Raw genomic sequence first — 25,777 nt, 5'->3', positions numbered from 1 at the left:
ATGCCTGCAACCCGGTGTCGACCCGATGCTGACCCCGGTGCCGACCCCGGTGCGACTCCGGCGCTGACCCGATGGCGACGTGATACCGGCCGGATCTTGCGCAACCGGCCGGCGGGGTCGAGTATCGGCAGCACGTGCGGTTGTGACGTCCGATATCGGCCGCACCGCGGCACGGCGAACCGCCTTGTCAGCGTGCGAGACTAGGTAACCATGAGCGACCCACGGACCACTCCGTCGATCTTCACCCGCGGCGCGGTCGATCTCAGCGCGCTGCGTGCCCCGGCCGCGTCTCCGCAGACCGCACCGGCCCGCCCGGCCGGCGCCAGCCCGAACGGTGCCGCCCCCGACGGTGCGGCCCCCGGCGGCGCCCTCCCCGGCTCTGGGCAGCCTGGCTCTGGGCAGCCCGGCTCTGGGGGCGGCGAGCCCGAGACGATCATCGACGTCACCGAGGCCAACTTCCAGACGGCGGTGCTGGAACGTTCCCTGACCACGCCGGTCATCCTCGACTTCTGGGCCGACTGGTGCGAGCCGTGCAAGCAGCTCTCCCCGGTGCTCGAGCGGCTCGCGCAGGCCGGCGGCGGCAGCTGGGTGCTCGGCAAGATCGATGTGGACGCCAACCCGCGCCTCGCCCAGGCGCTGCGGGTGCAGGGCATTCCCATGGTGATCGCGGTGGTGGGTGGCCAGCTGGTCGAGGGCTTCACCGGAGTCCTCGCCGAACACCAGGTCAAGCAGTACGTGGACGCGGTGCTCAAGGCCGGCGGTGTGTCGACCGCCCCGGAGGCCGACCCGCGCCTCGACTCCGCCGACGACGCCCTGATGGAGGGCGACCTGGACGCCGCCGAGGTGGCCTACCGCAAGATCCTGGCCGAGTCGCCGAACGACGCCGCGGCCGAATCCGGCCTGGCCCAGGTCGATCTCTACCGTCGCGTCTCCGGCGCCGACCCGTCGACCGCGCTGGCCAAGGCCGACGCGGCCCCCGACGACCTGGACGCCCAGCGGCTGGCGGCCGACGTCGAGGTGCTCAGCGGCGCGGCCGACAAGGCGTACGCCCGCCTGGTGGGTCTGGTCAAGCGCACGTCCGGCGACGATCGTGATGCCGTACGCAAACACCTGCTGTCATTGTTCAGCGTGGCCGGCCCCGACGATCCCGCGGTAGCCGCCGCGCGACGCGCACTGGCCAGCGCTCTCTTCTAGGCGGGAGGCTCCGTGCGCCGTATCGCAGTCCTCGACGCACCGTCCAATCTCGGTCTGCGCCCGCCGACCGCGACCTCGGTGCCGGGCTGCGCCAAGGCGCCCGGAGCCCTCCGCGACCACGGCCTGCTGACCAGGCTCGGCGCCCGCGACGCGGGCTGCCTGACCCCACCGAGGTACGACGCCGGCGACTGGCGCCCCGGCGACGGAGTGGCCCATGCGGCCCAGATCGCCGCCTACTCGAGACGCCTGGCCGACCGCATCGGCGCCATCCTGGACGCTGGCGAGTTCCCGGTGATCCTCGGCGGCGACTGCTCCATCCTGCTCGGCTCCGGCCTGGCCATGCACCGTCTCGGCGAGTCCGTGGGCGGCCGCATCGGCCTGGTCTTCGTCGACGGCCACTCCGACTTCCGCCACCCCGGCAACGCGTCGTACGTGGGCGCGGCCGCCGGCGAGGACCTGGCCCTGGCCACCGGCCGGGGCCAGCCCGACCTGGCCGCCATCGAGGGCCGCCGGCCGTACTTCCGCGACATAGACGTGGTGGTCCTCGGCATCCGTGCCCAGGACGAATACCGCTTGGATCTCCAGGCCGCCGGCATAGTCACCCGCCCGGTCCCCGCCCTGCGCGCCGAGGGCGCCGCCCGCAGCGCCCAGTGGGCCCGGGACCAGCTGGTCGACTGCGCCGGCTATTGGCTGCACGTGGACGTCGACGTCCTGGATCCCGCCGTGATGCCGGCCGTCGACGCACCGTCCCCCGGCGGCATCGCTTTCCCCGAGCTGGAACTGCTGCTGGCCGGTCTGGTCGAGTCCCCACACTGCCTGGGCGTGGAAATCACCGTCTTCGACCCGGACTACGACCCCGAGGGCCTGTACGCCGCCGAAATCACCTCAGCCGTGGCGACCGGACTGGCCGCGGCCCGCTCGGTGGCCCTGCGCCCGGACCTGGTCGCAGCCCGAGCTGACCTGGCCAAGCCGGCTCCCAAGCCGACGCCCGCCCCCAAGCCGACGCCCGCGCCGGCCTCTGAGCCGACTGCCCCTGCGCCGACTGCCCCTGCGCCGACTGCCCCTGCGCCGACTGCCCCTGCGCCGACTGCCCCTGCGCCGACTGCCCCTGCGCCCGCTGCCTATGCGCCCGCGGTCCCCGCGCCCACTGCCCCCGAACCCGCTCCAGCTCAGCCCACTGCCCCTCAGCCGGCGGCCGCTGCGGAGCCCGAGCCCACGGCCCTTCCAACGCCCGCGTTCACCCCGAAGGCTGCCTCGGCACCCGCTCGCGCCCCGCAGCCCGGCGCGACCAAGCCTTCCGACCCGGCGCCCGAGTCGGCAGATCCGACGCTCAGCGACCCGAAGTTCCCCGACCGGAAGTCAAGCGACCCGGAGTCAAACGGCCCGAAGTTCAGCGACCCGAAGTTCAGCGACCCGGAATCAAGCGACCCCGAGCCCGGCGACCAGGACTCAAGCACTGAGGAGTCAAGCGCAGCGGAGGGAAGCGCAGCGGAGGGAAGCACAGCGGAGGGAAGCACAGCGGAGGGAAGCACAGCGGAGGGAAGCACAGCGGAGTCGAGCGAAGTCGAGGCTGGAGAGCCGGCAGCGACAACCCCCGACCCGGCTCCCGAGGCGTCCGAGCCGACGGGCCGCCCTCACTCTGCGGAGCCACCCGCCCCGCTCTGGCCGCGGGAGCCCATCGCGCAGGCCAGCCGGCTCCGACCGACGGAGCCAGGCGAGTCGCCCGGCCGACTCCGGCCGAGGGAACTGGGAGAGTCCCTGACCGGGACCAGGCAGCCGGCAGAGGAAGCGGACCCGATCACGCGCCTGGGCCGCGCCGGAGACCTGCGCTCACCGGGTCAACTACGGCGGCGCCCCGCCGATATCGCGTCGCCGGCCCAGCTGCGCCGCAGCCCCGATACCGCGTCCCCGGGCCAGCTCCGTCGCCCGGCCGATATCGCGTCCCCCGGCCAGCTGCGCCGCACTCCCGATACCGCGTCCCCGGGTCAGCTCCGTCGCCCCGCCGATATCCCGTCGCCGGGCCGGCTCCGCCGATCCGCAGGAGCCGACTCACCGCCGTCACCCGACGGCGCACAGTCCATCCCGGTCGGCGACGAGAGGCCCGAACCGGCCGACCCACCCTCCACCGAGGCGAACAACGAGCCCGCCGCCCCCGCGAGCCGCCCGCTGGGCTCGGCCCCCCTGCTCGACTCCGAGCCGCTGCCGGCCACCCGACCAGGGATGCTCCGCCCGCGCCCGCCACTCAACGGCACCCAGCCCGCCGAGCCCGGCCCCACGCTGCCCGCCCAGCGGCCCGCCGTCGGTTCAGGCGAGCCCGCCGACATCGCCTGAAACCGACCGGCCGCGCGCTACTTGTTCAGGGCGTTCAGGAACGTCTCCACCACCGGCACCGCCGCTTCCGCGCCCGAGCCGCCCTTCTGCACCATCACCGCGAACGCCACATCGCCCTGGAACCCGATGAACCAGGAGTGGGTGTCCTTCGACTCGTTGTCGAATTCGGCCGTGCCGGTCTTGCCGGACACCGGCTTGCCCTCGACATTGCCCAGCGCCGTCCCGGTTCCGGACGTCACCACCTCGCGCATCATCGCGCGCAGCGCCTGCACCGCGCCCGCGTCCAGCTGCGGGCCGTCCGGGACCGCCTTGGTCGGCGCCGGCTCCAGCACCAGTTTCGGCTGCTTGAACTGACCCCGGGCGATGGCCGCCGCCACGCTCGCCATGGCAACCGGGCTGACCGTCGTGGTGCCCTGGCCGAACGTGGCCGCGGCCAGTTCCGTGGGGTTGCCGGCCGGCGAGACCTTGCCGCTGAACGACTCGATGCCCATGTCCCACTGACCGCCCAGGCCCAGCGCCGTGGCCGCCTCGGCCAGCCCGGCCGCGCCCAGCTTCGGGGCCAGCTCGACGAACGCCGTGTTGCACGACTTGGCGAAGTCGGTGTGGAACTGCACGCGGCCCAGCGACGAGTTGTTCGAGTTGCGGAACTCCCGGCCGTTCACCGTCCTGGTCCTCGGGCACGGCACCACCGTGTCGGCCGTGACCAGCTTCTTCTGCAGGAGGCCGTACGTGGACACCGCCTTGAACGTCGAGCCGGGCGCCACCTGACCGGTGAGCGCCGTGTTGACCGCCCCGCCGTCGGGGCCGTTCGCCACCGCCAGCACCGCGCCGTCGCTCACCTTGATGGCGACCAGCGAGCTGGCCTGCTTCTGGGTGGCCAGGGCCGCGTCCGCCGCGTTCTGCACCGCGGCGTCCAGGGTCAGCTTGATCGGCTTACCGTCGACCGGCTTGGTGCTGTAGAGCTGGGTGTCGCTCGCGGTGCCGTCGGCGGCCACCCGGGAGATCACCACGGACACTCCGGCGGTGCCGCGCAGCTGGGTGTCGTACCGCTGCTGCAACCCACCGTGCCCGACGATGTCACCCTGCGCGATGGCCTCGGGGTTGGCGTCGATGTCCTCGCGGGTCGCCTGGTCGGCGGAGCCGAGCAGCGCCCGGGCGAAGGCCCGGGAGGGGGCCAGCTCGCGCTTCTCCTCGCGGAACACGGTGCCGGCCAGCGGGCGTACCTGGCCCCGGATTTTGTCGTAGTCCGTGCGCCGCAGCGTGATCAGCTCGATGAACGCGCCCGCATCGGCATTCTTCACACGATCGGCAAGGTTGGACATGTCGACCGTCGTGCCCGCCTCCTTGAACGCCGTCTGCAGGTCCTTCTGCAGCTGGCCGAGATTCTTGATCTTCTCGGGTGTGACGCCAATCACCACCACGTCACGCGGTGTGACGATCGGCGTGCCCTTCGCATCCTGGATCGGGGCCCGGACCGCGGCCACCCGGCGGACCCCCAGCCGGTCGCCGCCGGCCAGTTCGCTCTGCACGATGGCCGGCTCCCAGATCACCCGCCAGCCGTCGCTGCCCTCCTTGGTGAGCCGGACCGTGCTGTTGTACGACCAGGGCGCGCCGCCGGGCAGCGTCCAGTCCAGCTTGATGGTGCTCGACGCGATGTTGCCGGTGGTCTTGGGCTCACCGGCCGCGGAGAGCACCAGCGGCTGTTTAGCGAGGTCGCCGGAGAGTTCTTGGAGTTGTGTGACCACGCTCTCGGCCGAGATCTTGCCGCCGTCGGCCGCGACGAAGCCCACCGCGTTCAGGTTGCCGCTGCGCCAGCCCGCCAGGAAGTCCTTGAGCGCGCCGTCGGGGCCCTCCTTCGAGCACGCCGTCAGGCCGGACGCGGCCAGTGTCAGCGCGGCCAGGCATGCGGCCGTGCGAGGCCAGGTCCGGTTCGGCATGGGTAACCCCTTTCCCAGGTGCGCGATGAACGACGCTACGGAACGGTAATAAAGATGTGCCCGTGTTGTGGACCCGGGTGAGGTGACAAGTATCAAATTCCTCGCGATCGGCCCGATCCCACCACGGGTGTGAACCGGCGGCTGCCGGGCCGAACTAGGCTTAGGCGCGACACGTTCAACCCACAGTGTGGTGGGTGAGGGGAGCTCCAGGCCATGGCTGTCGCCGATGAGGCAGCGACGGAAACCGATCCGAACACCGATCCTGAGCTGGACTTACCCCAGGGACCAGGGCTGGCCTTGACCGGCCGGCTGGGTGCCTCGGGGGAGGACGGCGAACTCGACGAGCCTCTGCCCAACGGCGAGCGCCTGGTGGCGCAGGCCGTCGAGGTGGCCGGCGACGACCACGCCACCGCGTCGCTGGTGGGCCGCTTCTGGCGGTTCGCCCCCGATGAGGAACTGGTCGGTCTTTCCGCATCGGAGATGCATGACGCAGCGGTCGCCCACCGGGAGCTGGCCGCGGTCCGGCTGCCCGGCGAGCTCAAGCTGGCCATCACGCCGCCGGTCGGCACCCAGTGCCACACCGTGGTGCAGATCGTCACCGATGACATGCCGTTCCTGGTCGACTCCGTGATTGCGCTGCTCACCGCGCATCAGCTCCAGGTGCACCTGCTGGTGCACCCGCTGATCGTGGTACGCCGCGAGCCGCTGGGCGCGATGGCCGAGCTGGCCGCCGACGTCGAGCCGGACGACGCGATCGACGGCGACCTGGTGGAGAGCTGGATCCGGATCGAGATCGACCCGATCCGCCGCGACGACGCCCGCGAGCAGCTGCACAACGAGGTCCGCCGGGTGCTGACCGACGTGCGGGACGCGGTCGAGGACTGGCCGCGGATGCGCCAGCGGGCCCTGGTGATCGCCGACGAACTGGCCGCCGGTCGCGGCTCCAAGACACCGCTGCCGGTGCCCGACAAAGACCTCACCGACTCGATCGAGCTGCTCAAGTGGCTGGCCCACGACCACTTCACGTTCCTGGGCTACCGCGAGTACCGGCTCGACAACGACGTGCTGATGGCCGTCCCCGGCACCGGTCTCGGCATCCTGCGCGGCGACTCCAGGCCCCGCCAGCTCGCCACCATGACCCCCGAGGCCTACCAGCGCGCCCTCGAGAAACGGCTGCTGGTGATCACCAAGGCCAACTCGCGGGCCACCGTGCACCGTTCGGCGTACCTCGACTACATCGGCGTCAAGTCCTTCGACGACGACGGCAACGTGGTCGGCGAGCGCCGCTTCCTCGGCCTGTTCTCCAGCTCGGCCTACCGCACCAGCGTCCGCGAGCTGCCGGTGGTCAAGCGCAAGGTCACCGAGGTGCTGGACCGCTCGGGTCTGTCACCGCGCGGCCACTCCGGCAAGGACCTGCTCCAGATCCTCGAGACCTACCCGCGCGACGAGCTTTTCCAGATCAAGACCGATGACCTGTACGAGGCGGTGATCGGCGTCCTGCGGATGGCCGGGCGCCGGCAACTGCGGCTGTTCCTGCGGCGCGACGGCTACGGCCGGTTCATCAGCTGCCTGATCTACCTGCCGCGCGACCGGTTCACCACCGGCAACCGGCTCCGCATGCAGGAGATCCTGCTCCGCGAGCTGAACGGCATCGGGGTCGACTACACCACCCGGGTGACCGAACGCATGCTGGCCCGGGTGCACTTCATCGTCCGTACCGATCCCGGCGACCCGCCCGGCCCGGTCGAACCCAACCACCTCGCCGAGCTGCTGGCCGACGCGACCCGGATGTGGGACGACGACTTCTCCCTGGTGCTGGAGCGCAAGCTGGGCGAGGAGCCGGCCCGCGACCTCTTCGGCCGGTACGCCAACGCGTACCCGGACAGCTACAAGGACGGCCACACGCCGTACGAGGGCATGCAGGACCTGGCCAAGCTCGAGCTGCTCGAGGAGGAGGGCCAGCTCGAGATGCACCTGTACCGCAAGCGCCACCCGGGCAAGAGCGGCCGGCCGGAGCCCGACGACCACGACGTGCGGTTCAAGGTTTACCGGTACGGCGAGCCGATGATGCTCTCCGCCGTGCTGCCGGTGCTGCACTCGCTCGGTGTCCAGGTCGTCGACGAGCGGCCGTACGAGATCCGCCGCAACGACGGCACGATCTACCTGTACGACTTCGGCCTCCAGCCGCCGGCCGCGCACCGCGAGCTGGCCGAGGTGCGCCCGCAGGTGGAGAACGCCTTCGCGGCGGCCTGGCGCGGCGAGGCCGAGGTGGACGGCTTCAACGAGCTGGTGTTGCGGGCCGGGCTCACCTGGCGCCAGGTGGTCGTGCTCCGGGCGTACGCGAAATATCTGCGCCAAGCCGGCAGTGTCTTCTCCCAGCGTTACCTCGAGTCGACCTTCATCGCCTATCCGGAGATCGCGCGGCTGATGGTGACGCTGTTCGAGACGCGGTTCTCGCCGCGGCTCGAGGCCGGCGAGGGCGAACGCACCCGGCTCGCCGGTGACCTGGTCGACCGGATCACCGGACTGCTGGACGGCGTGGACAGCCTCGACCAGGACCGCATCCTGCGCTCGTACCTCACCCTCGTGCAGGCCACCCTGCGCACCAGCTTCTTCCAGCGCGGCCCGGACGGCCGGCCGAAGTCCTACGTGGCCTTCAAGCTCGACCCGCAGGCCATTCCCGACCTGCCGCAGCCGAGGCCGAAATACGAGATCTTCGTGTACTCGCCCCGGTTCGAGGGCGTGCACCTGCGGTTCGGCGCCGTGGCCCGCGGCGGCCTGCGCTGGTCGGACCGCCGGGAGGACTTCCGCACCGAGGTGCTCGGCCTGGTCAAGGCCCAGATGGTCAAGAACGCCGTGATCGTGCCGGTGGGTGCCAAGGGCGGCTTCGTGCTCAAGCAGAAACCGGGCGACCGGGACGAGGCCGTGGAGTGCTACAAGCGCTTCATCACCGCGCTGCTGGACGTCACCGACAACATCCACAGCGGCAAGATCATCCCGCCCCGGGACGTGGTCCGGCACGATGGCGACGACCCCTACCTGGTGGTCGCCGCCGACAAGGGCACCGCGACGTTCTCCGACATCGCCAACGAGATCTCGGTGGGCAAGGAGTTCTGGCTCGGCGACGCGTTCGCCAGCGGCGGCTCGGCCGGCTACGACCACAAGAAGATGGGCATCACCGCCCGCGGCGCCTGGGAGTCGGTCAAGAAGCACTTCCGCGAGCTTGCGAGCGGAACAGACGAGCGCGGCCGTGATTTCGGGCTGGACACCCAGACCGAGGACTTCACCGTGGTCGGCGTCGGCGACATGAGCGGCGACGTCTTCGGCAACGGCATGCTGCTGTCCGAGCACATCCGGCTGGTCGCCGCGTTCGACCACCGGCACATCTTCCTCGACCCCGACCCGGACGCGGCCGTCTCGTACGCCGAGCGCCGCCGCCTGTTCGACCTGCCCCGCTCGTCCTGGGCCGACTACAACCCCGACCTGATCAGCGCGGGCGGCGGCGTCTTCCCGCGGACGGCCAAGTCGATCCCGGTGACCCCGCAGGTCCGGGCCGCGCTCGACCTGGGCGAGGCCAGCGCGGTCAGCCCGGCCGACCTGATGCGGGCCATCCTGCGCGCGCCGGTCGACCTGCTGTTCAACGGCGGCATCGGCACCTACGTCAAGGCGGTCACCGAGTCGCACGCCGACGTCGGCGACAAGACCAACGACGCGATCCGGATCAACGGGTCGCAGCTGCGGGTCAAGGTGGTCGGCGAGGGCGGCAACCTGGGGCTCACCCAGCGCGGCCGGATCGAGTTCGCCCGCACCGGCGGCCGGATCTACACGGACTTCATCGACAACACGGCCGGCGTGGACTGCTCCGACCACGAGGTCAACATCAAGATCCTGCTGGGCGGCGCGGTCGCCGCCGGCGAGATGACCATTCCCGAACGCGACGAGTTGCTGGCCGCGATGACCGACGAGGTGGCGGCCCTGGTCCTGCGGGACAACTACGAGCAGGCCGCGGCACTGAGCAACGCCCGCTCGCAGGCGCACTCGCTGCTGCCGGTGCACCGCCGCATGCTCACCGCGCTCGAGGAGAGCGGCCAGCTCAACCGCGAGCTGGAGGCCCTGCCCACGGACGCCGAGCTGGCCTCCCGCTATGAGGCCGGGGAGGGGCTCACCGCACCCGAGTTCGCGGTGCTGCTCGCGTACGTGAAAATCAGTCTGGAGCGGGAGGTGCTCGCCGACGAGCTGGTCGACGAGTCCTGGACCACCGGCGTGCTGTCCCGCTACTTCCCGACGCCGCTGCGCGAGCGGTTCGCGGCCGGGATGGCCGGCCACCGCCTGCGTCGCGAGATCATCTCGACCGCCCTGGTCAACGAGGTGGTCAACCGCGGCGGCACGTCGTTCGTCTTCCGCGCCATGGAGGAGAGCGGCGCGTCCGCGGCCGACGTGATCCGGGCCTACGTGGTGATCCGCGACGCGTACGGCCTGCCCGAGATCTGGGCGGCCGCCGAGGCGCTCGACAACCAGGTGCCGACCGCCGCGCAGACGCTGGTCTTCCTCGAGGGGCGGCGCCTGCTCGACCGGGCGGTGCGCTGGCTGGTCAGCACCCGCCGCTCGCCGATCGACGTGTCCGGCGCCGTGGCCGAGCTGGCCCCCGGCGTGCAGGCCCTGCTGCCGCAGCTGCCGTCGGTGCTGGTCGGCATCGAACGCCGGTCGATGGACGAGCACGTGGCCACCCTGGTCGACAAGGGCGTGCCGATGGCCCTGGCCGAGCGGGTGACCTGGGTCAACTACGGCTTCGGCCTGCTCGACGTGCTGACCGCGGGCTCCGCCACCGGCCGTGACCCGGCCGAGGTGGCGCGAGTCTACTTCGTCCTGTCCGCCCGGTTCCGCATCGACCAGCTGCTGTCGCACATCTCGAAGCTGCCGCGCGGCGACCGCTGGCAGACACTGGCCCGGATGGCGCTGCGCTACGACCTGTACGCGGCGCTGGCGGCCCTCACCATCGAGGTGCTCCAGTCGACCCCCGCGGAGCACTCGGCCGAGGACCGCGTGTCCGAATGGGAACACGTGAACGCCGCCTCGATCGCCCGCGCCTCCAACGCGATGGGCAACGTCGACGACACCCCGGCCGACCTGGCGGCTCTGTCCGTCCTGCTCCGCCAGATCCGCACCCTGGTCAAGACGTCCTCGGCACCGTCGCGTCCATAACCGCGCGATCACCTCGGCGACCCGGTCAGGGGCACTGCGCTCGGCGTTGTGCCCCTGACCGCGCAGGATCGCCGTCCGTGCCTCCGGCAGCACCGCCCGCAGCGCGCCCAGCGGTGCCCGCGTCGTGGCCTCGGCCCGGCGCGAGGCCGCGGCGGTGCGGCACTTCGAGGAGGAGTTGCCTTGACCAGAGCGGCTTTGATCGGCGGGTGAACGCTGACGATGTGACCCGCGCCGTGCGGCTCGCCCTCGACCTGCTCGCGCCCGCCGTCGACCGCGACTGGGACGTGCCGGCCGGCAGCCTCGGCTGGAGCTGCCGCGAGACTCTCGAGCACATGGGCGATTCGTACGGCCCCTCGGATCCGAGCGGCTTCGCCGCGATGGGCGTGGTCGAGGTGCTGGTGCACACCCACGACGTGGCCGCCGGTCTGGGGCTCGGGTGGCTTCCGCCGGCCGACCTGTGCGCAAGAGCACTGGGCCGGCTGTTTCCCGACGCTCCGCCCGGCGCCGAGCCCTGGCCGGCCCTGCTCTGGTGCACGGGCCGCGCCGATCTGCCCGGCCGCCCGGCGCCCACCACCTGGACGTGGGACGGCAGCCTGCGGTAGAGGTACCCCCGAGGGGTATATGGTGGAGGCATGGAGCGGGTCATCGAACTGGAGATCGGCGGCATGACGTGCGCGTCGTGTGCCAGCCGCATCGAAAAGAAGCTGAACCGGATCGACGGCGTCCGCGCCACGGTCAACTACGCCACCGAGAAGGCCCGCGCCACCGTCCCGCCGACGCTCAGCGCCGCCGACCTGATCGCGGTGGTGGAAAAGACCGGCTACACCGCCGCCGAGCCGGCCCCCGCACCGGCCGCCGCCCCGGCCGACCGGCGTGACCCGCTGCGCGACCGCCTGCTGATCTCGGCGCTGCTGACCGTTCCGGTGATCGTGCTGGCCATGGTCCCGTCCTGGCAGTTCACCTACTGGCAATGGTTGTCGCTCGTCCTCGCCGCCCCGGTCGTCGTCTACGGCGGCTGGCCGTTCCACCGGGCCACCGCGGTCAACCTGCGGCACGGCGCCGCCACCATGGACACCCTGGTCTCGGTCGGCACGCTGGCCGCGTTCGGCTGGTCGCTGTGGGCGCTGTTCCTCGGCGACGCCGGCGTGCCCGGGATGACCCACCCGTTCTCGTTCACCGGCAGCGCCGGCGACGCCATCTACCTCGAGGCGGCCGCCGGCGTGACCACGTTCCTGCTGGCCGGCCGCTACCTGGAGGCCCGCGCGAAGCGACGCGCCGGCGACGCCCTGCGCTCGTTGCTCGAGCTGGGCGCCAAGTCGGTCACCGTGCTGCGCGGCGACACCGAGCACGAGATCCCCGCGGCGGACCTCCGGGTGGGCGACCTTTTCCTGGTACGCCCCGGCGAGAAGGTGGCCACCGACGGCGTGGTCACCGACGGCGTCTCGGCCCTGGACACGAGCCTGCTGACCGGCGAGCCGGTGCCGGTCGAGGTGCGCACCGGCGACCGGGTGACCGGCGCCACCGTGAACGCCGGCGGCCGCCTCACGGTCCGCGCCACCCGGGTCGGCGCCGACACCCAGCTGGCCCAGATGGCCCGGCTGGTCGAGGAGGCCCAGGCCGGCAAGGCCGCCGTGCAGCGCCTGGCCGACCGCATCTCCGCCGTCTTCGTCCCGGCCGTGATCGCGCTGGCCGTCGGCACCCTGGGCTTCTGGCTGGGCACCGGCGGCGACGGCACGGCCGCCTTCACCGCCGCGGTGGCCGTCCTGATCATCGCCTGCCCGTGCGCGCTGGGCCTGGCCACCCCGACCGCCCTGCTGGTGGGCACCGGCCGCGGCGCGCAGCTGGGCATCCTGATCCGCGGCGTCGAGGCCCTGGAATCCACCCGCCGGGCCGACACCATCGTCCTCGACAAGACCGGCACCGTGACCACCGGCCGGATGACCTTGACCGCGGTGATCCCGGCCGCCGATCCCGACGCCGGCACTGATAGCACCCCAGAACCCCGCGCCGGCGAGCAGGAAGCCGACAGTCTGTTGCGGCTGGCCGGCGCGGTCGAGGCGGCCTCGGAACACCCGCTCGGCCGGGCGATCACCGCGGCGGCCCGCACACACGGCACCCTCCCGCCGGTGACCGGTTTCCACGCCATCGCCGGCGTCGGCGTCGAGGGCCACGTGGACGGCACGCATGTCGAGATCCGCGCCGGCAACCCGCCCGACCCGGCGCCGGCTCCCGCCGCCACCTGGGTGGAGGTGCGGGTGGGTGGCGAGGTGCGTGGCTGGCTCGCGCTTGCTGATGCCGTACGCCCGACCAGCGCCCCCGCCGTCCGCGCCCTGCGCCGCCTGGGCCTGGAACCGATGCTGGTGACCGGCGACGCCTCTGCGGTGGCCGAGGCCGTGGCGGCCGAGGTGGGCATCACCCAGGTGTTCGCGGGGGTGCTCCCGGCCGGCAAGGTCGACGTGGTCAAGGACCTCCAGTCGCGCGGCCGGGCGGTGGCGATGGTCGGCGACGGCGTCAACGACGCGGCCGCCCTGGCCCAGGCCGACCTCGGACTGGCCATGGGCGCCGGCACCGACGTGGCGATCCAGGCGTCCGACCTGACGCTGGTGCGCAACGACCTGACCGCGGCGGTGGACGCCGTACGCCTGTCCCGCCGCACCCTGGCCACCATCCGGGGCAACCTGTTCTGGGCGTTCGCCTACAACGTGGCCGCCCTGCCGCTGGCCGCCGCCGGCCTGCTCAATCCCATGATCGCCGGTGCCGCGATGGCGCTGAGCTCGGTATTCGTGGTCCTCAACAGTCTCCGCCTGCGCCGCTTCCGCCCCGCGATGACCGCGACCCAGGCGTAAGAGCCGACCGGGACACAAGACAAGTGAGCCGATCGCGCGGGATTGCTCCCGAAATCCCTCGCGACCGGCTCACCGTCTGCGCCGCGGGGACTCGGGCTGGTCCCGAAGCCCGAGTCCCCGCGACATCCCCAGACCCACCTGCGGACATAACGCTACGTGCCCGCGAAGGCGCGCCGGAAGCATTCGGTGGGCAAAATGGCCGTTCGGCTAGGCCAACTTAAGCGACAGATCCGGAAATCCGAGGCTAGAACCGGATATAACCCTTTAGAGAGTTACGGAGGGTGATGGAGACAGGTTCCTACCCAGAGTGATCAGTCGTCGCGCCGGACCGACTCGATCAGGGCGAGGATCTGGCGCAGCGCCGGCCGCAGCACCCGCAGCCGGGACAGGCTGACCAGCCGGTCGATCAGCGGCACGGCGCCGTCGATCAGCCGCCGGGTGCGGCGCTGCTCGGGCGAGTGGTCGTAGACCCAGAACAGGATCACGCCCATCCAGCCCAGCCAGAGCAGCTCCGGCAGCGCCGCCCGCAACTCCGGGTCGAGCTTGACCGACGAGTCCTCCACCACGTCCCGGAAGATCCCGATCGCCGCCTCCCGGGCCGGCGACGATTCCCGCGAGAACGGGCTCAGCGGCGACGACGGCTCGGCCGCCGACTTGAAGAACGTGGCCGCGAACGAGTGGTACGGCGCGTTCACGTCGATCCCGGCGTGCAGGACCCCGCGCAGCCGGGCCGCGAACTCCTTCTCCTCGGCCAGGATCGGGGCCGCGGCGTCCCGGTGTGCGGCCTGGTTGCGGTCGTAGAACCCCTGGATCAGGTGTTCCTTGGAGTCGAAGTAGTAGTACGCGTTGCCGACCGCGACCCCGGCCTCCTTGGCGATGGCCCGCATCGTCGTCTCGGCGTATCCCCGCTCCCGGAACAACCGCAGCGCCGTCTCGAGGATCAGCTGCCGGGTCTGTTCACCGCGAGCCCGCCGCGCCGGCGAAGCCGAAGCCGGCGCGACGGGGTCCGGCCCAGGGGTCGGGTCCGGCGGCTCAGCGGCAGCGGTCGTCACAATGGTCACCGTAGTCCGCCGCGGGTGCCGGGTCCGGCCCGGGCGAGCGGGTCGACGCACGCACCGCCGCAGCCGCCGCGATGAAGCGCCGGGCCGCCGGTAGCAGATGCCGCGACGCCAGCCGGTCCGCCGTGGCACGGTGCTCGGCCAGCGCCCACAGGCAGGCCAGCCAGGCCGCGTCGCCGACGTAGTAGGTGCCGTCGTCCGCGATCACCGTGAGGTCGCGCAGCGTCGCCGCGTGATCGAGTCCCGGGAAGAGCCGGCGCGCCTCCACCGATCCGGCCGGAACAAAGATCAAAGGCACGAGGTGGGTACGCGCGGCGAGCCAGCGCCGGGCTGCCCGGCAGATCGGACAGCCCTCGTCGTACAGGACCGTGAACGACCCGACCCGGCCGGCCCCGTGCCCGGCCGGATCGGCGTACTCGGTCATGCGCGGGCCGGCGGCGGAACCGGCGGGTGCATCGGCGGGTGCATCGGCAGGCGGCCGGCCGGCGGTAGCGGCGGCACGCCCTGCTGCTGGCGGTTCCGGCCGCGCCGGTAGCGGCCCAGGAAGTAGACGTTGCAGAAGTGCAGGACGCCGAGCACCAGCAGGACCAGCCCGATCTTGGTGGAGAACGTCTCGAGCGCCTCGCTGGTGTTCGTCACCACCGCCCCGGACCGCATCGCGAACGCCACGTAGCCCAGGTTGAGCAGGTAGAAGCCCATCACCAGGAGCTGGTTGACGGCCCGCGCCAGCTTCTCGTCGGCGAACACCTCGGCCAGGAACACCAGGCCGTTGCGGGACAGCGTGGTCGCCACCCAGACCGTCAGCCCGACGCTGACCGCCAGGTAGAGCAGGTACATCCAGACCTTCGGATCCATCGGGACCACCTTCCTTGAACGTGTTCAACTTACCTCGTCTACACTGTAGGACACCTTGTTGAACGTGTTCAAGAAATGTGACGAGAGCGCCAAGTATTCCGACGGTGACGCAACGCTGGCCGATCCGGGTGGCGAGCTGCCATGATCGCTGCGAGTCGATGACGTGCGCTGCAGTGTGCGACGATGCCTACCGTTACGCTGCGGCTACAAAAACGAGCTTTCAACACTTCTAGGGGAAGTAGTCATGGCCGCCACTCGCCTGCCGGGAACGCCCCGGCTGCTGCGCGCACTCAACGACCGCGCAGCGCTGGAGCTCCTGCTCGCCCGCGGTCCCCTGACTCGGGCACAGCTCGGCGAGATGACCGGCCTGAGCAAGGTCACCGCCTCCCAGCTGGTCGAGCGGCTCGAGCAGCGCGGCCTGGTGCGCCGGGTCGGCGAGCAGGCCGGCGGTCGCGGTCCGAATGCACAGCTGTACGCGGTCACTCCCGGTAGCGCCCACGTGATCGGTGTCGACGTCGGCCCGGAACGCGTGGTGGCCGCCTGCGCCGACATCACCGGTGCCATCGTGGGCCGGGTCGAGCAGTCCACCCGGGACACCGACGATCCGGTCGGCGTGGTGCACAACGCGGTGGTCCAGGCCGCCGCCGAGGCCGGCACCGACATGAGCTCGGTACGCCGCGTCGTGCTCGGCACCCCGGGCCTGGTCGACCCGCAGTCCGGCGAGATCTCGTTCGCGTTCGACCTGCCACGCTGGCACCGCGGCCTGCTCGACGACCTGCGCCGCGACCTGAGTACCCCGGTGTTCTTCGGCAACGACGTCAACCTGGCCGCGATCGCCGAGCAGAGCACCGGCGCGGCCATGGGCGCCACCGACTTCGTGCTGATCTGGATCGGCCGCGGCGTGGGCCTGGCCAGTGTCATCGGCGGCAAGCTGCACCAGGGCGCCACCGGCGCGGCCGGCGAGATCGGCTACCTGCCGGTGGCCGGCGCCGAGGTGCCCCGGCACTCCGCCAAGAAGCCGCAGAAGGGCGGCGTCCGCGGCGCGTTCCAGAGCATCGCCGGCGCCGACGCGGTCAAGGCGATCGGCCGCAAGTACGGCTTCAAGGGCAGCGAGGCGTCCGACGTGATCCGCGCGGCGGCCGGCGCCGGCGAGGCCGGCGAGCAGGTGCTCGACGAGCTGGCCGGCCGGCTGGCCCTGGGCGTGGCCGCCACCTGCGTGGTGCTGGACCCGCCGCTGGTGGTGCTGGCCGGCGAGGTGAGCCTGGCCGGCGGACCGGCGCTGGCCGAGCGGGTGGAACGCGAGGTGGCCGCGATCACCCTCGTCACACCCAAGGTCGTGGTGGCCGGCGTCGATTCCGAGCCGGTCCTGCACGGCGCCCTGCACACCGCCCTGGACGCGGTCCGCGACGAGGTCTTCGGATCGACGACCGGGTGAGCGGCGGCCGGGCCGCGACATGGTTGGATGGACGCGTGCTCGAGCCTGCCGTGACCGTGCCACCGCCGCCGGATGACGACACCGTTCTCGCGTTCGACCGGGTCAGCGTGATCCGCGGTGGCAACTTCCTGGTCCGCAGCCTGTCCTGGCAGGTGGAGCTGGACGAGCGGTGGGTGATCCTCGGCCCCAACGGCGCCGGCAAGACGACCTTGCTCAATCTCGCGACGGCCCGGCTGCACCCGAGCCGGGGCACCGCATGGGTGCTCGGCGAGCGGCTGGGCCGCACCGACGTCAACGAGCTGCGCACCCGCATCGGCCTGTCCACCGGCCAGTTCGGCGAGCGCATCCCGCCGTCCGAGCGGGTGCTAGACGTGGTGGTCACCGCGGCCTGGTCGGTGGTCGGCCGCTGGCGCGAGAGCTACGACCCGCAGGACGAGGCCCGCGCCCGTCAGTTGCTCGGGCAGCTGGGCATGGGCGCGCTGGTCGAGCGCGAGTTCGGCACCCTCTCCGAGGGCGAGCGCAAGCGCACCCTGATCGCCCGCGCGCTGATGACCGACCCCGAGCTGATGCTGCTCGACGAGCCGTCGGCCGGCCTCGACCTGGGCGGCCGTGAGGATCTGATCGCCCGGCTCACCGACCTGGCCCTCGACCCCGACTCGCCGGCCATGGTGCTGGTCACCCACCACGTCGAGGAGATCCCGCCCGGCTTCACCCACGGCCTGCTGCTGCGCGAGGGCTCGATCGTGGCGTCCGGCCTGCTCGGCGAGGTGATGACCGCCGACAACCTGACCAAGACGTTCGGCCTGCCGCTGGTGGTCGATCGCCGGGGCGACCGTTATACGGCCCGGGCGGCATGACCGCCTGCACCGAGCGGCACCCAGCCGCACCTGACGAGTCTTCAGTCCGCTCTTGGGCGGCGGGTGGCGTGGTTGGATGGGGCCTCGCAGGCGAGGGCCAGAAGGGCATGCCTGAGGAGGGCACAGCATGACCACGGCGCCGCGGATCGTGGTGGCCGGCAGCGCCAACATGGACCTGGTCGGTCTCACGCCGCGGCTGCCGCAACCCGGCGAGACGGTGCTCGGCGACGATTTCGTGATGATGGCCGGCGGCAAGGGCGCCAACCAGGCGACCGCGGCGGCCCGGGCCGGCGGCGTGGCGGTGTTCCTGGGCGCCATCGGCTCCGACGCGTTCGGCGTGACGCTCAGCAGCCGGTTGGCCGCGGCCGGCGTGGACACCACCCACGTGCGCACGAGCTACGGTGTGTCCGGTGTCGCGGTGATCATGGTGGACCGCGCCGGCGAGAACGCGATCGTGGTCGCCCCCGGCGCCAACAACTCGTTCACCGGCCTCACCGTGGCCGAGGAGGCCGTCATCGCGGCCGGTGACGTGCTGCTCTGCCAGCAGGAGATCCCGGTGAGCACGGTGACCGCGGCCTGCCGGGCGGCCCGGGCCGGCGGCACCCGCACGATCCTCAACGCGGCTCCGGCCCGCGAGCTGCCGGCCGACCTGCTGGCCAACGTCGACCTGCTGGTGGTCAACCAGAGCGAGGCGGTGGCCATCACCGGCACCCCCGAACCGGACGTGGCCGGGCTGCTCGCCCTGGTGCCGCGGGTGGTGCTCACGCTGGGCGCGGCCGGGGCCCGCTACGCGGAGCGCGGCGGACCGGACGAGCATGTGCCGGCCTTCCGGGTGGACGCGGCCGACACCACCGCGGCCGGCGACGCGTTCACCGGCGCGCTGGCCGTGGCCTGGGGCGAGGGCCGCGACCTGACCGACGCGGTGCGCTGGGCGAACGCGGCCGGCGCCGCCTGCGCCCGCCAGATCGGTGCCTCGAACGCGCTGCCCACCCGTGCCGAGATCGAGCAGCTGTACGGCACTTAGCCCGGCGGCGTGCCCGCGCGAAAGCCGGGGCCGCCAGATCAGCGCGCGACCCGCCGGGCCCACGCGATCAGCGGCAGTTGCAGCGGCAGCCGCCCGTACGCGATCGCCCGCCTGGCCGGCGAGGCGTGCCGCCAGTCCACCGCCATCTTGACGTTCGCCGGGAAGACCGCGACGAACAGCGCCGCGGCGGCCAGGCCACCGAGCCGGCGGGTGCGCGGTACGGCCACCGCGGCGGCCACCGCGAGTTCGGCGGCGCCGCTCAGGTAGGTCCAGGTGCGCGGCGAGCCGGGCAACTGCCGCGGCACGATCATGTCGAACGGTCCGGGCGTGGCGAAGTGCAGCAGGCCCGTGGTGGCCAGCAGTCCGGCCAGACCCAGCGCTTGCTTGTCGATGCGGCCGCCCTTGTCCATGTGGTGCAGCGTACCGGTAGTTACTAGCGGGTAGCCGACGCCGGTTCGAGCGCCCGCTGCAGGGCCCGGTAGATCCGGCCGAACCGGGCCGCGTCCCCGGTGCGCAGCAGCAGCACGTCGCCGGTCCGGGTCCGTCCCCAGATCTCCAGCTGCCGGCTGCCCCGGTCGTAGGACCGGTCCACGTGCTCGAGCAGCAGGTCGGCCAGCGGCGCCGCGGCCAGCCCGACCAGGATGCCGCCGCCGATCAGCCCGAGGGTGACCGAGCGGGACGCGTCGACCAGGAAGGCCACCGCCACGCCGAGCGCGCCCACCATGATCGGCAGCAGGATGGCCAGCCCGAGCGCGCCACGCCCGGCGATCGCGCCCCACGACCGGCGGCCCCGGCTGTGCCACACCTGGCGCAGTTCCGGCAGCGCGAAGTCACGGTCGTTCATCCGGATCCCGGCCGACGTGATCCAGACTTCCCGGTCGCGGTAAAAGGTGGTCATTGCTTACTCCGTACCCGTCGTAGGCTCTGGCTTAACCAACACTCAGGGAGGCGTGTTTCGTGGGCGAGTTCGTGACGCTGGAGATCACCGACGGCATCGGCACCATCAGGCTGGACCGGCCCCCGATGAACCCGCTCAACACCCAGGTACAGGAAGAGCTGCGGCAGGCCGCGTATTCCGCCGCCGGCTCCGATGAGGTCAAGGCCGTCATCGTGTACGGCGGGCAGAAGGTCTTCGCGGCCGGAGCCGATATTACCGAGTTCACCGAGCTGAGCTACCAGGACATGGTCGTCCGGGCGGGCGCGCTGTCCAGCGCGTTCGACGCCGTGGCCCAGATCCCCAAGCCGGTGGTGGCCGCGATCACCGGATATGCCCTGGGTGGCGGCTGCGAGTTGGCGCTCGCCTGCGACTGGCGGGTGGTGGCCGAGGACGCCAAGCTCGGCCAGCCCGAGATCAAGCTGGGCCTCATCCCGGGCGCCGGCGGCACCCAGCGGCTGGCCCGGCTGGTCGGACCGGCCCGGGCCAAGGACCTGATCTTCTCGGGCCGGATGGTGGACGCCACCGAGGCGCTGCGGATCGGCCTGGCCGACCGGGTGGCCCCGGCCGCCGAGGTCTATGCCACCGCGGTCGACCTGGTCACGCCGTACGTGACCGGGCCGTCGCTCGCGCTGCGCGCCGCCAAGCAGGCCATCGACGGCGGCCTGAACCTGGATCTCGCCTCCGGCCTGGCGCTCGAGTCGCAACTGTTCGCCGGCCTGTTCGCCACCGACGACCGGATCGAGGGCACCACCGCGTTCGTCGCGAAGCGTAAGCCGACATTTACCGGGCGGTGATGCTCGCATCCATCGATCAGGTGCCATAAAGTCCGATCCGTGGATTCAGTAACCGCCAGGGGCACGGTGCGTGGCACCGTGCGCGTGGCGGTTGCCCTGCTCGTGGGACAGGCTCTGCTCGGCGCGCTGATCGGCTGGCTCACCCTGGGCCGGTCGCCGGCCGCCGACGGCGGTGCGGCGGTCGACCATCTGGTGGCGCCGCCGTTCGCCGCGCCGCCGGCCACCAGCCCGGCACCGGCCCGGTCGTCGGCGCAGCCGGCCGGCGGCGGGTCCTCCGCGCCCGCCGAGATCCGCACCCCGGCCACCCGGCGCAACCTGCCCGCGGCCCAGCGCACCACCACGCCACCACCGCCCCCGCCGGACCCGCCGGACCCGTCGCCGCCGCTGGTCACGGGCAGCCCCGAGCTGATCACCGAGCCGCCGCCGGCCCCGCTGCCACCGTCGGCGACGCCCGAGGTGCAGGAACCGGTCGTGATCGGCGAGCGGTGCCGGCCGCCGGGCGCGTTCGGGCGGACCGCGGACGGCATCGAGGTGCGCTGCCTGCCCGGCTGGCATCACCGGCCGCGCTGGAAGATCGCTTAGCGGCGCCGACCGCATAGACTCGGCCTCATGCCCATCGACCCCGGTGGGCCGAAGCGTCATGCCCTCGGCGTCGACTTCGGCACCTCCAACACCGTCGCGGTGGCGCGCTGGCCAGACGGCCGCGCCCGCCCGCTCCTGGTGGACGGCTCGCCGCTGCTGCCCTCGGCGGTCTACGCCGAGCCGGACGGCGCCCTGATCGTCGGCCGGGACGCGGTGCACAGCGCCCGGCTCGACCCGGCCCGGTTCGAGCCCAACCCCAAGCGCCGCATCGACGACGACCTGGTGCTGCTCGGCGAGCGCGAGGTGCCGGTGGTCGAGCTCATGTCGGCGGTGCTGGCCCGGGTGGCCGAGGAGTGGCACCGGGCGGCCGGACCGGGGCACACCGGCCCGGGCCACTCCGGATCGGGGTCGTCCGACATCACCCTGACCTGCCCGGCCACCTGGGGCGCCACCCGGCGCACGCTGCTCGCCGACGCCGCGGCCCGGGCCGGGCTGGAGGGCGCCCGGCTGGTCGCCGAGCCGGTGGCCGCCGCCACCTACTTCGCCGAGGTGCTCGGCCGGGACGTGCCGATCGGCTCGGTCGTGGTGGTGCACGACTTCGGCGCCGGTACGTTCGATGCGAGCGTGGTCGCGCGTACCTCCTCCGGTTTTGAAGTGATGGCGGTCGACGGCCGGGACGACATCGGCGGCCTGGACGTGGACGCGGCCATCGTCGAGTACCTGCGCACCGACGGTTGGCAGCGGCTGCTCGAGCCGGGCACGGTCGAGGAGCGCCGGGCGCAACGCCAGCTCTGGGACGACGTGCGGATCGCCAAGGAGCGGCTGTCCCGGGCCCAGTCCGCCGACTTCGTGGTGCCGCTGCTCGACACCGAGGTCCACCTGACCCGCGACGAGCTGGAAAAACTGGCGCGGCCGGTGCTCGACCAGACGGTCCGGGTCACCAAGGGCCTGCTCGACTGGGCCGACCTGCCCGACGGCCGGCTGGCCGGGGTGTTCCTGGTCGGCGGCGCGAGCCGGATCCCGCTGGTGGCCACACTGCTGCACCGCGAGCTGGGCGAGCCGCCGGTGGTGATCGAGCAGCCCGAGATGGTGGTGGCCGAGGGCAGCATCCTGGCCGACGCGGCGCTGCTGACCACCGGCGCGGCCGCCCCCGGGCCGACCGCCGAGCTGCGCCTGGTGTCGACCGGGCGGGCCGAGACCGCCACCGTGCACCTGGCGCCCGTGCAGCCGCGGGTGCCCGGCACCACCGGCCTCCAGCCGGCCGTCGACCCGTGGCCGCACGCCGACCCGGGCCACTGGCAGCCCGACCCGCAGGCCACCCTCCCGACCCCGAAACCGCAGTTCGACGCGGCGGTACGCGCCGCTCTGGGCGGTGCGCCCACCGCGCCCTCGCCGATCCGGCCGGCCCAGATGCAGCCCGCCCAGATGCAGCCGGCCCAGATGCAGCCGGCCAAGACCCGGCCGATCTCGTCGCCGCCGCAGGTGTCCCGGCCGGTGCCGGTCACCCGGCCGCTGCCGGCGGCTCCGGCGCCGCGCCCGGCGGCTCCTCGGCCGGCCCAGCGCAGGCCCCGCCGGCGCGGCGGTTTCCTGCGCTTTCTGCAGATCATGCTGAGCCTGCTGGTGATGATGGCGGTGCCGCTCGCGGCGCTGCTGGTGGCGTACGGGTATGGGAACGGCGTCCCGCTGGCGGCCGACGCCGAGAGCCTGTGGCAGGACCTTCTCGAACTGGCCGGGCTCGCCTGACGGGCCTTTCTACCGACCGGTAACCTCGCTCCGGGGTAACCGGCAAAGGAGCGGGTATGGCAGAGCTGATCGAGGGACACGGCGGCGACCTGGCGCTGGCCGCCCTCCGGGCGTTCGGCGTCGGTGAGATGTTCACGCTTTCCGGAGGGCATGTCTTTCCGCTGTACGACGCCGCGCACAAGTCCGGCTTCCCGATCTACGACGTACGCCACGAGCAGTCCGCGGTCTTCGCCGCCGAGGCGGTCGCCAAGCTCCAGCGCCGCCCCGGCCTCGCGGTGCTCACCGCCGGCCCCGGCGTGACCAACGGCATCTCCGGCCTGACCAGTGCGTTCTTCAACGCCTCGCCGGTGCTCGTGCTGGGCGGCCGGGCCCCGCAGTTCCGCTGGGGCTCGGGCAGCCTGCAGGAGTTCGACCACGTGCCGCTGGTCGCGCCGATCACCAAGTACGCCGGCACGGTCGCCGAGACCGACGCCATCCCCGGCGAGATCACCGCGGCGCTGACTTCGGCGCTCACCGCGCACCGCGGCCCGGCCTTCCTCGACCTGCCGCTCGAGGTGGTCTTCTCCAGCGGCGAGGCGGCCGCTCCCGGCGAGCCGGCCGTGCCGGTGCTCGAACCCGACCTGGACGAGGTGGCCCGGGCCGCGGCGCTGCTGGCCGGCGCGGCCCGCCCGGTGATCATCGCGGGCTCGGACGTCTGGGGCGGCAACGCGATCGATGAGTTGCGGGCCGCGGCCGAGGCGCTCCAGGTGCCGGTCTTCACCAACGGCATGGGCCGCGGCGCGCTGCCGCCGGCGCACCCGCTCGCCTTCGCCAAGGCTCGCCGGCCCGCGCTGAACGAGGCCGACGTGGTCTGCGTGATCGGCACCCCGCTCGACTTCCGGCTGGGCTTCGGCGAGTTCGGCGAGGCGCAGGTGGTGCACATTGTGGACGCGCCGAGCCAGCGGGCCACCCACGTCACCCCGGCCGTCGCGCCGTGCGGCGACCTGCGCAGGATTCTGACGGCTCTGGCCGGGCACGCCGCCGACCACGCCGAGTGGATCGCCGGCCTGCGCACCGCCGAGGACGCCGGCAAGGCCCGCGACGCCGAGGCGATGGCCGCCGACACCGATCCGATCAAACCCGCGCGGGTGTACGGGGAACTGCGCAAGGTCCTGGCCGAGGACGCGGTGACCATCGGCGACGGCGGCGACTTCGTGTCCTACGCGGGCCGGTTCCTCGAGCCCAGCCGCCCCGGCACCTGGCTCGACCCCGGTCCGTACGGCTGCCTCGGCACCGGCATGGGCTACGCGATGGGCGCCCGGGTCACCTATCCGGACCGGCAGATCTGCGTGCTGCTCGGCGACGGCGCGGCCGGCTTCTCGCTGATGGACGTGGAGTCGCTGGTCCGCCAGCAGCTGCCGGTGGTCATGGTGGTCGGCAACAACGGCATCTGGGGCCTGGAGAAGCACCCGATGAACGCCATGTACGGCTACGACGTGGCCGCCGACCTGCAGCCGGGACTGCGCTACGACGACGTGGTGCGGGCGCTCGGCGGCGCCGGCGAGACGGTCGAGAAGGCGGCCGGGATCGGTCCGGCCCTGGCCCGGGCGTTCGAGTCCGGCGTGCCGTACCTGGTCAATGTGCTCACCGACCCAGCCGACGCCTACCCCCGCAGCTCGACCCTCGCCTGACCCCTTTTGGCCTGGGCTAGGGTTTCTCGTTCTTCTCGTTGGTCTCGTCGCCGTGACCGGTGCCGAACTCGCGCTCCCAGTTGTCGAGCGTCTCCCGGTCGCGGCGGGACTGCTCGGTGTCCATCGAGCGCAGGAAGTCCGGGTCGTCGTCCGGTGAGGACGGGCGATGCCGGCGGATCGGCGAGCCCTCGCTCGGTGGCGGCACCGGACGACCCCAGAGGAAGTATGCGAACGGGCCGAGCAGCGGCACCAGAAGGATCACCAGCACCCACACTGTGCGCGGCGCGTTCCGGACGCGATCGGCGGCGAGAACGCTGATCAGCGCCAGCACGAAGAGGACCAGCTGCACGGCAGCCAGAAAAATGAACACCCGGACCATGAGGCAATGATGACTCGGCCGGAGCGCAGCGGCGACGATCAGAGCATGACAACCAGTCCGCCGAGGGCCGCAAAGCCCACGGTGATCAGCGCGTACGCCCCGATCGTGCGCCCGCCCGGCTGATCCGGACCGGCCCGCAGCCGCGCCGCCCGGTGGTAGCCGAGCGCGACCAGCAGCACCCAGGCGGTCATCGCCAGGGCCGCGACCAGCCAGTCCTGGAATCCGGCCCGGGGTGCGACCGCGGGCCGGGCGGCCAGCAGGACCACCACGGTGGCGGACAGCGCGGTCCGGCGCCAGGCGAGCCGGGTCCGCGCGGACGAGGCGCCCGGGTCGGCAATCACCGGTTGGCCTGGATCAGTACCGCGACCACCAGCAGCAGCGCGCCGGCCGCCACGATGATCGCCAGGATCGCCGGGAAGCGGGAGGCCGGCAGTTCCCGGCCGTGGCGCATGGCCCGTTCGATGCGGGCCCAGTGGTCCACCGCGCGCAGGGCCACCACGGCGCCGAGCACCAGCAGCGCGATCGCGATCGTCTCGCGCAGGTGCCGGATCGGCATCGGCGGCAGGAACTGCGCGCTGGCCAGCCCGCCGGCGATCAGCGCGAGGCCGGTGCGGATCCAGGCCAGGAAGGTGCGCTCGTTGGCGAGGGAGAACCGGTAGTCGGGCGTGGAGCCGTCGATCTCTTGCTTCTCCGGGGCGAACCACACCCGCCGATTATTGACCTGACAGGTCGAGAAGAGGCGTCCACAGCGTGCGGACTTCGTCACTGACGCACGATTCCCGCGTACGGCCGCAACGGCACCAGGGCGAATCCGGCCCGGCCCGGCCATGGATCTCTGGCGCCACGGCGTGTAAGCGTGGGGGAGTATGAGGGGCGGGCGGGCGTGGTCCGTCGAGAAGCGATGCGGTTTGGGCAGACATGTCTGACACCTCC

Annotated in this window: 20 protein-coding genes and 1 pseudogene; 12 read left to right on the top strand and 9 right to left on the bottom strand. The window is 72.5% G+C overall.

The window, feature by feature from the left end; translation table 11 throughout:
* The first annotated feature begins 210 nt into the window (after positions 1-210).
* Both Ari01nite_RS06325 and Ari01nite_RS06320 read left to right on the top strand, forming a co-directional pair.
* Complete coding sequence (locus Ari01nite_RS06325; RefSeq protein WP_203780088.1) at positions 211-1,194, top strand: tetratricopeptide repeat protein; 984 nt, start codon at positions 211-213, stop codon at positions 1,192-1,194.
* A 12-nt stretch (positions 1,195-1,206) separates the two neighbouring features.
* Positions 1,207-2,191 (top strand): annotated as a pseudogene (locus Ari01nite_RS06320) (arginase family protein); the annotation flags it as partial.
* 1,351 nt (positions 2,192-3,542) lie between these two features.
* Here Ari01nite_RS06320 and Ari01nite_RS06315 read toward each other — a convergent pair.
* Entirely contained in the window at positions 3,543-5,462 is a 1,920-nt protein-coding gene (locus Ari01nite_RS06315; protein ID WP_203780087.1) for a penicillin-binding transpeptidase domain-containing protein, read from the bottom strand.
* Positions 5,463-5,675: 213 nt separating this feature from the next.
* Here Ari01nite_RS06315 and Ari01nite_RS06310 point away from each other — a divergent pair, with 213 nt between their 5' ends.
* The 3 genes from Ari01nite_RS06310 to Ari01nite_RS06300 all read left to right on the top strand — a co-directional run bounded on the left by Ari01nite_RS06310 (position 5,676) and on the right by Ari01nite_RS06300 (position 13,510).
* On the top strand, positions 5,676-10,664 hold the full coding sequence (locus tag Ari01nite_RS06310; protein ID WP_203780086.1) for an NAD-glutamate dehydrogenase: 4,989 nt from the start codon (positions 5,676-5,678) through the stop codon (positions 10,662-10,664).
* Positions 10,665-10,870: 206 nt separating this feature from the next.
* Positions 10,871-11,266: a hypothetical protein gene (locus Ari01nite_RS06305; protein ID WP_203780085.1), complete on the top strand. Its 396-nt coding sequence runs from the start codon at positions 10,871-10,873 to the stop codon at positions 11,264-11,266.
* 30 nt (positions 11,267-11,296) lie between these two features.
* Positions 11,297-13,510, top strand: coding sequence for a heavy metal translocating P-type ATPase (locus Ari01nite_RS06300; RefSeq protein WP_203780084.1), 2,214 nt, complete (start codon positions 11,297-11,299; stop codon positions 13,508-13,510).
* A gap of 311 nt (positions 13,511-13,821) precedes the next feature.
* Here the strand turns inward: Ari01nite_RS06300 and Ari01nite_RS06295 are convergent, their stop codons facing one another.
* From Ari01nite_RS06295 to Ari01nite_RS06285, 3 genes are read right to left on the bottom strand one after another with little or no spacing between them, the layout of a single operon-like run.
* Positions 13,822-14,562, bottom strand: a complete 741-nt coding sequence (locus Ari01nite_RS06295) for a TetR/AcrR family transcriptional regulator (RefSeq protein WP_203780083.1) — start codon at positions 14,560-14,562, stop codon at positions 13,822-13,824.
* The gene (locus Ari01nite_RS06290; RefSeq protein ID WP_203780082.1) at positions 14,543-14,992 is read right to left on the bottom strand and encodes a DCC1-like thiol-disulfide oxidoreductase family protein; all 450 of its coding nucleotides are present in this window, start codon (positions 14,990-14,992) and stop codon (positions 14,543-14,545) included. Before Ari01nite_RS06290 ends, Ari01nite_RS06295 begins: the two co-directional genes overlap by 20 nt.
* On the bottom strand, positions 14,989-15,423 hold the full coding sequence (locus Ari01nite_RS06285) for a hypothetical protein (RefSeq protein ID WP_203780081.1): 435 nt from the start codon (positions 15,421-15,423) through the stop codon (positions 14,989-14,991). Before Ari01nite_RS06285 ends, Ari01nite_RS06290 begins: the two co-directional genes overlap by 4 nt.
* A 244-nt stretch (positions 15,424-15,667) precedes the next feature.
* Here Ari01nite_RS06285 and Ari01nite_RS06280 point away from each other — a divergent pair, with 244 nt between their 5' ends.
* The 3 genes from Ari01nite_RS06280 to Ari01nite_RS06270 all read left to right on the top strand — a co-directional run bounded on the left by Ari01nite_RS06280 (position 15,668) and on the right by Ari01nite_RS06270 (position 18,739).
* A complete protein-coding gene (locus Ari01nite_RS06280) occupies positions 15,668-16,858 on the top strand; it encodes an ROK family transcriptional regulator (RefSeq protein ID WP_203780080.1) in 1,191 nt (396 codons plus the stop codon).
* A 35-nt stretch (positions 16,859-16,893) separates the two neighbouring features.
* Positions 16,894-17,715: an ABC transporter ATP-binding protein gene (locus tag Ari01nite_RS06275; RefSeq protein ID WP_239162505.1), complete on the top strand. Its 822-nt coding sequence runs from the start codon at positions 16,894-16,896 to the stop codon at positions 17,713-17,715.
* Between the two features lie 127 nt (positions 17,716-17,842).
* Positions 17,843-18,739 (top strand): ribokinase, encoded by an 897-nt coding sequence (locus Ari01nite_RS06270; RefSeq protein ID WP_203780079.1) that lies wholly within the window; start codon positions 17,843-17,845, stop codon positions 18,737-18,739.
* Between the two features lie 38 nt (positions 18,740-18,777).
* On the opposite strand, the gene Ari01nite_RS06265 is transcribed toward Ari01nite_RS06270, so the two are convergent.
* Together Ari01nite_RS06265 and Ari01nite_RS06260 are read right to left on the bottom strand one after the other, a co-directional pair.
* A complete protein-coding gene (locus Ari01nite_RS06265; protein WP_239162504.1) occupies positions 18,778-19,149 on the bottom strand; it encodes a DoxX family protein in 372 nt (123 codons plus the stop codon).
* A gap of 23 nt (positions 19,150-19,172) precedes the next feature.
* Entirely contained in the window at positions 19,173-19,637 is a 465-nt protein-coding gene (locus tag Ari01nite_RS06260; RefSeq protein WP_203780078.1) for a DUF6232 family protein, read from the bottom strand.
* Between the two features lie 59 nt (positions 19,638-19,696).
* Between Ari01nite_RS06260 and Ari01nite_RS06255 the strand changes: the two genes are divergently transcribed.
* Genes Ari01nite_RS06255 through Ari01nite_RS06240 form a run of 4 tightly spaced genes read left to right on the top strand, consistent with a single transcriptional unit; the run spans position 19,697 to position 24,465 of the window.
* Positions 19,697-20,470 carry an enoyl-CoA hydratase/isomerase family protein gene (locus tag Ari01nite_RS06255; RefSeq protein WP_203780077.1) on the top strand — a complete coding sequence of 258 codons (774 nt, stop codon included), beginning with the start codon at positions 19,697-19,699 and terminating at the stop codon, positions 20,468-20,470.
* A 39-nt stretch (positions 20,471-20,509) separates the two neighbouring features.
* Positions 20,510-21,052 (top strand): hypothetical protein, encoded by a 543-nt coding sequence (locus Ari01nite_RS06250; protein WP_203780076.1) that lies wholly within the window; start codon positions 20,510-20,512, stop codon positions 21,050-21,052.
* 27 nt (positions 21,053-21,079) lie between these two features.
* Positions 21,080-22,795 (top strand): Hsp70 family protein, encoded by a 1,716-nt coding sequence (locus Ari01nite_RS06245; RefSeq protein ID WP_203780075.1) that lies wholly within the window; start codon positions 21,080-21,082, stop codon positions 22,793-22,795.
* A gap of 56 nt (positions 22,796-22,851) precedes the next feature.
* Positions 22,852-24,465 (top strand): acetolactate synthase, encoded by a 1,614-nt coding sequence (locus Ari01nite_RS06240; RefSeq protein WP_203780074.1) that lies wholly within the window; start codon positions 22,852-22,854, stop codon positions 24,463-24,465.
* 16 nt (positions 24,466-24,481) lie between these two features.
* On the opposite strand, the gene Ari01nite_RS06235 is transcribed toward Ari01nite_RS06240, so the two are convergent.
* The 3 genes from Ari01nite_RS06235 to Ari01nite_RS06225 are packed head-to-tail and all read right to left on the bottom strand — an operon-like array spanning position 24,482 to position 25,550.
* Complete coding sequence (locus Ari01nite_RS06235; RefSeq protein WP_203780073.1) at positions 24,482-24,844, bottom strand: PLDc N-terminal domain-containing protein; 363 nt, start codon at positions 24,842-24,844, stop codon at positions 24,482-24,484.
* A 38-nt stretch (positions 24,845-24,882) separates the two neighbouring features.
* Positions 24,883-25,185, bottom strand: coding sequence for a DUF202 domain-containing protein (locus Ari01nite_RS06230; RefSeq protein ID WP_239162503.1), 303 nt, complete (start codon positions 25,183-25,185; stop codon positions 24,883-24,885).
* Positions 25,182-25,550 (bottom strand): YidH family protein, encoded by a 369-nt coding sequence (locus Ari01nite_RS06225; protein WP_239162502.1) that lies wholly within the window; start codon positions 25,548-25,550, stop codon positions 25,182-25,184. The genes Ari01nite_RS06230 and Ari01nite_RS06225 overlap by 4 nt, the downstream gene beginning before the upstream one ends.
* Between the last annotated feature and the right edge of the window lie 227 nt (positions 25,551-25,777).

Origin of the sequence: Paractinoplanes rishiriensis (genome assembly GCF_016862375.1) — a bacterium.
GTDB lineage: Bacteria > Actinomycetota > Actinomycetes > Mycobacteriales > Micromonosporaceae > Actinoplanes > Actinoplanes rishiriensis.
Note: the sequence above shows the minus strand (reverse complement) of the source record. Positions and strands in the feature narration are given on the sequence as shown.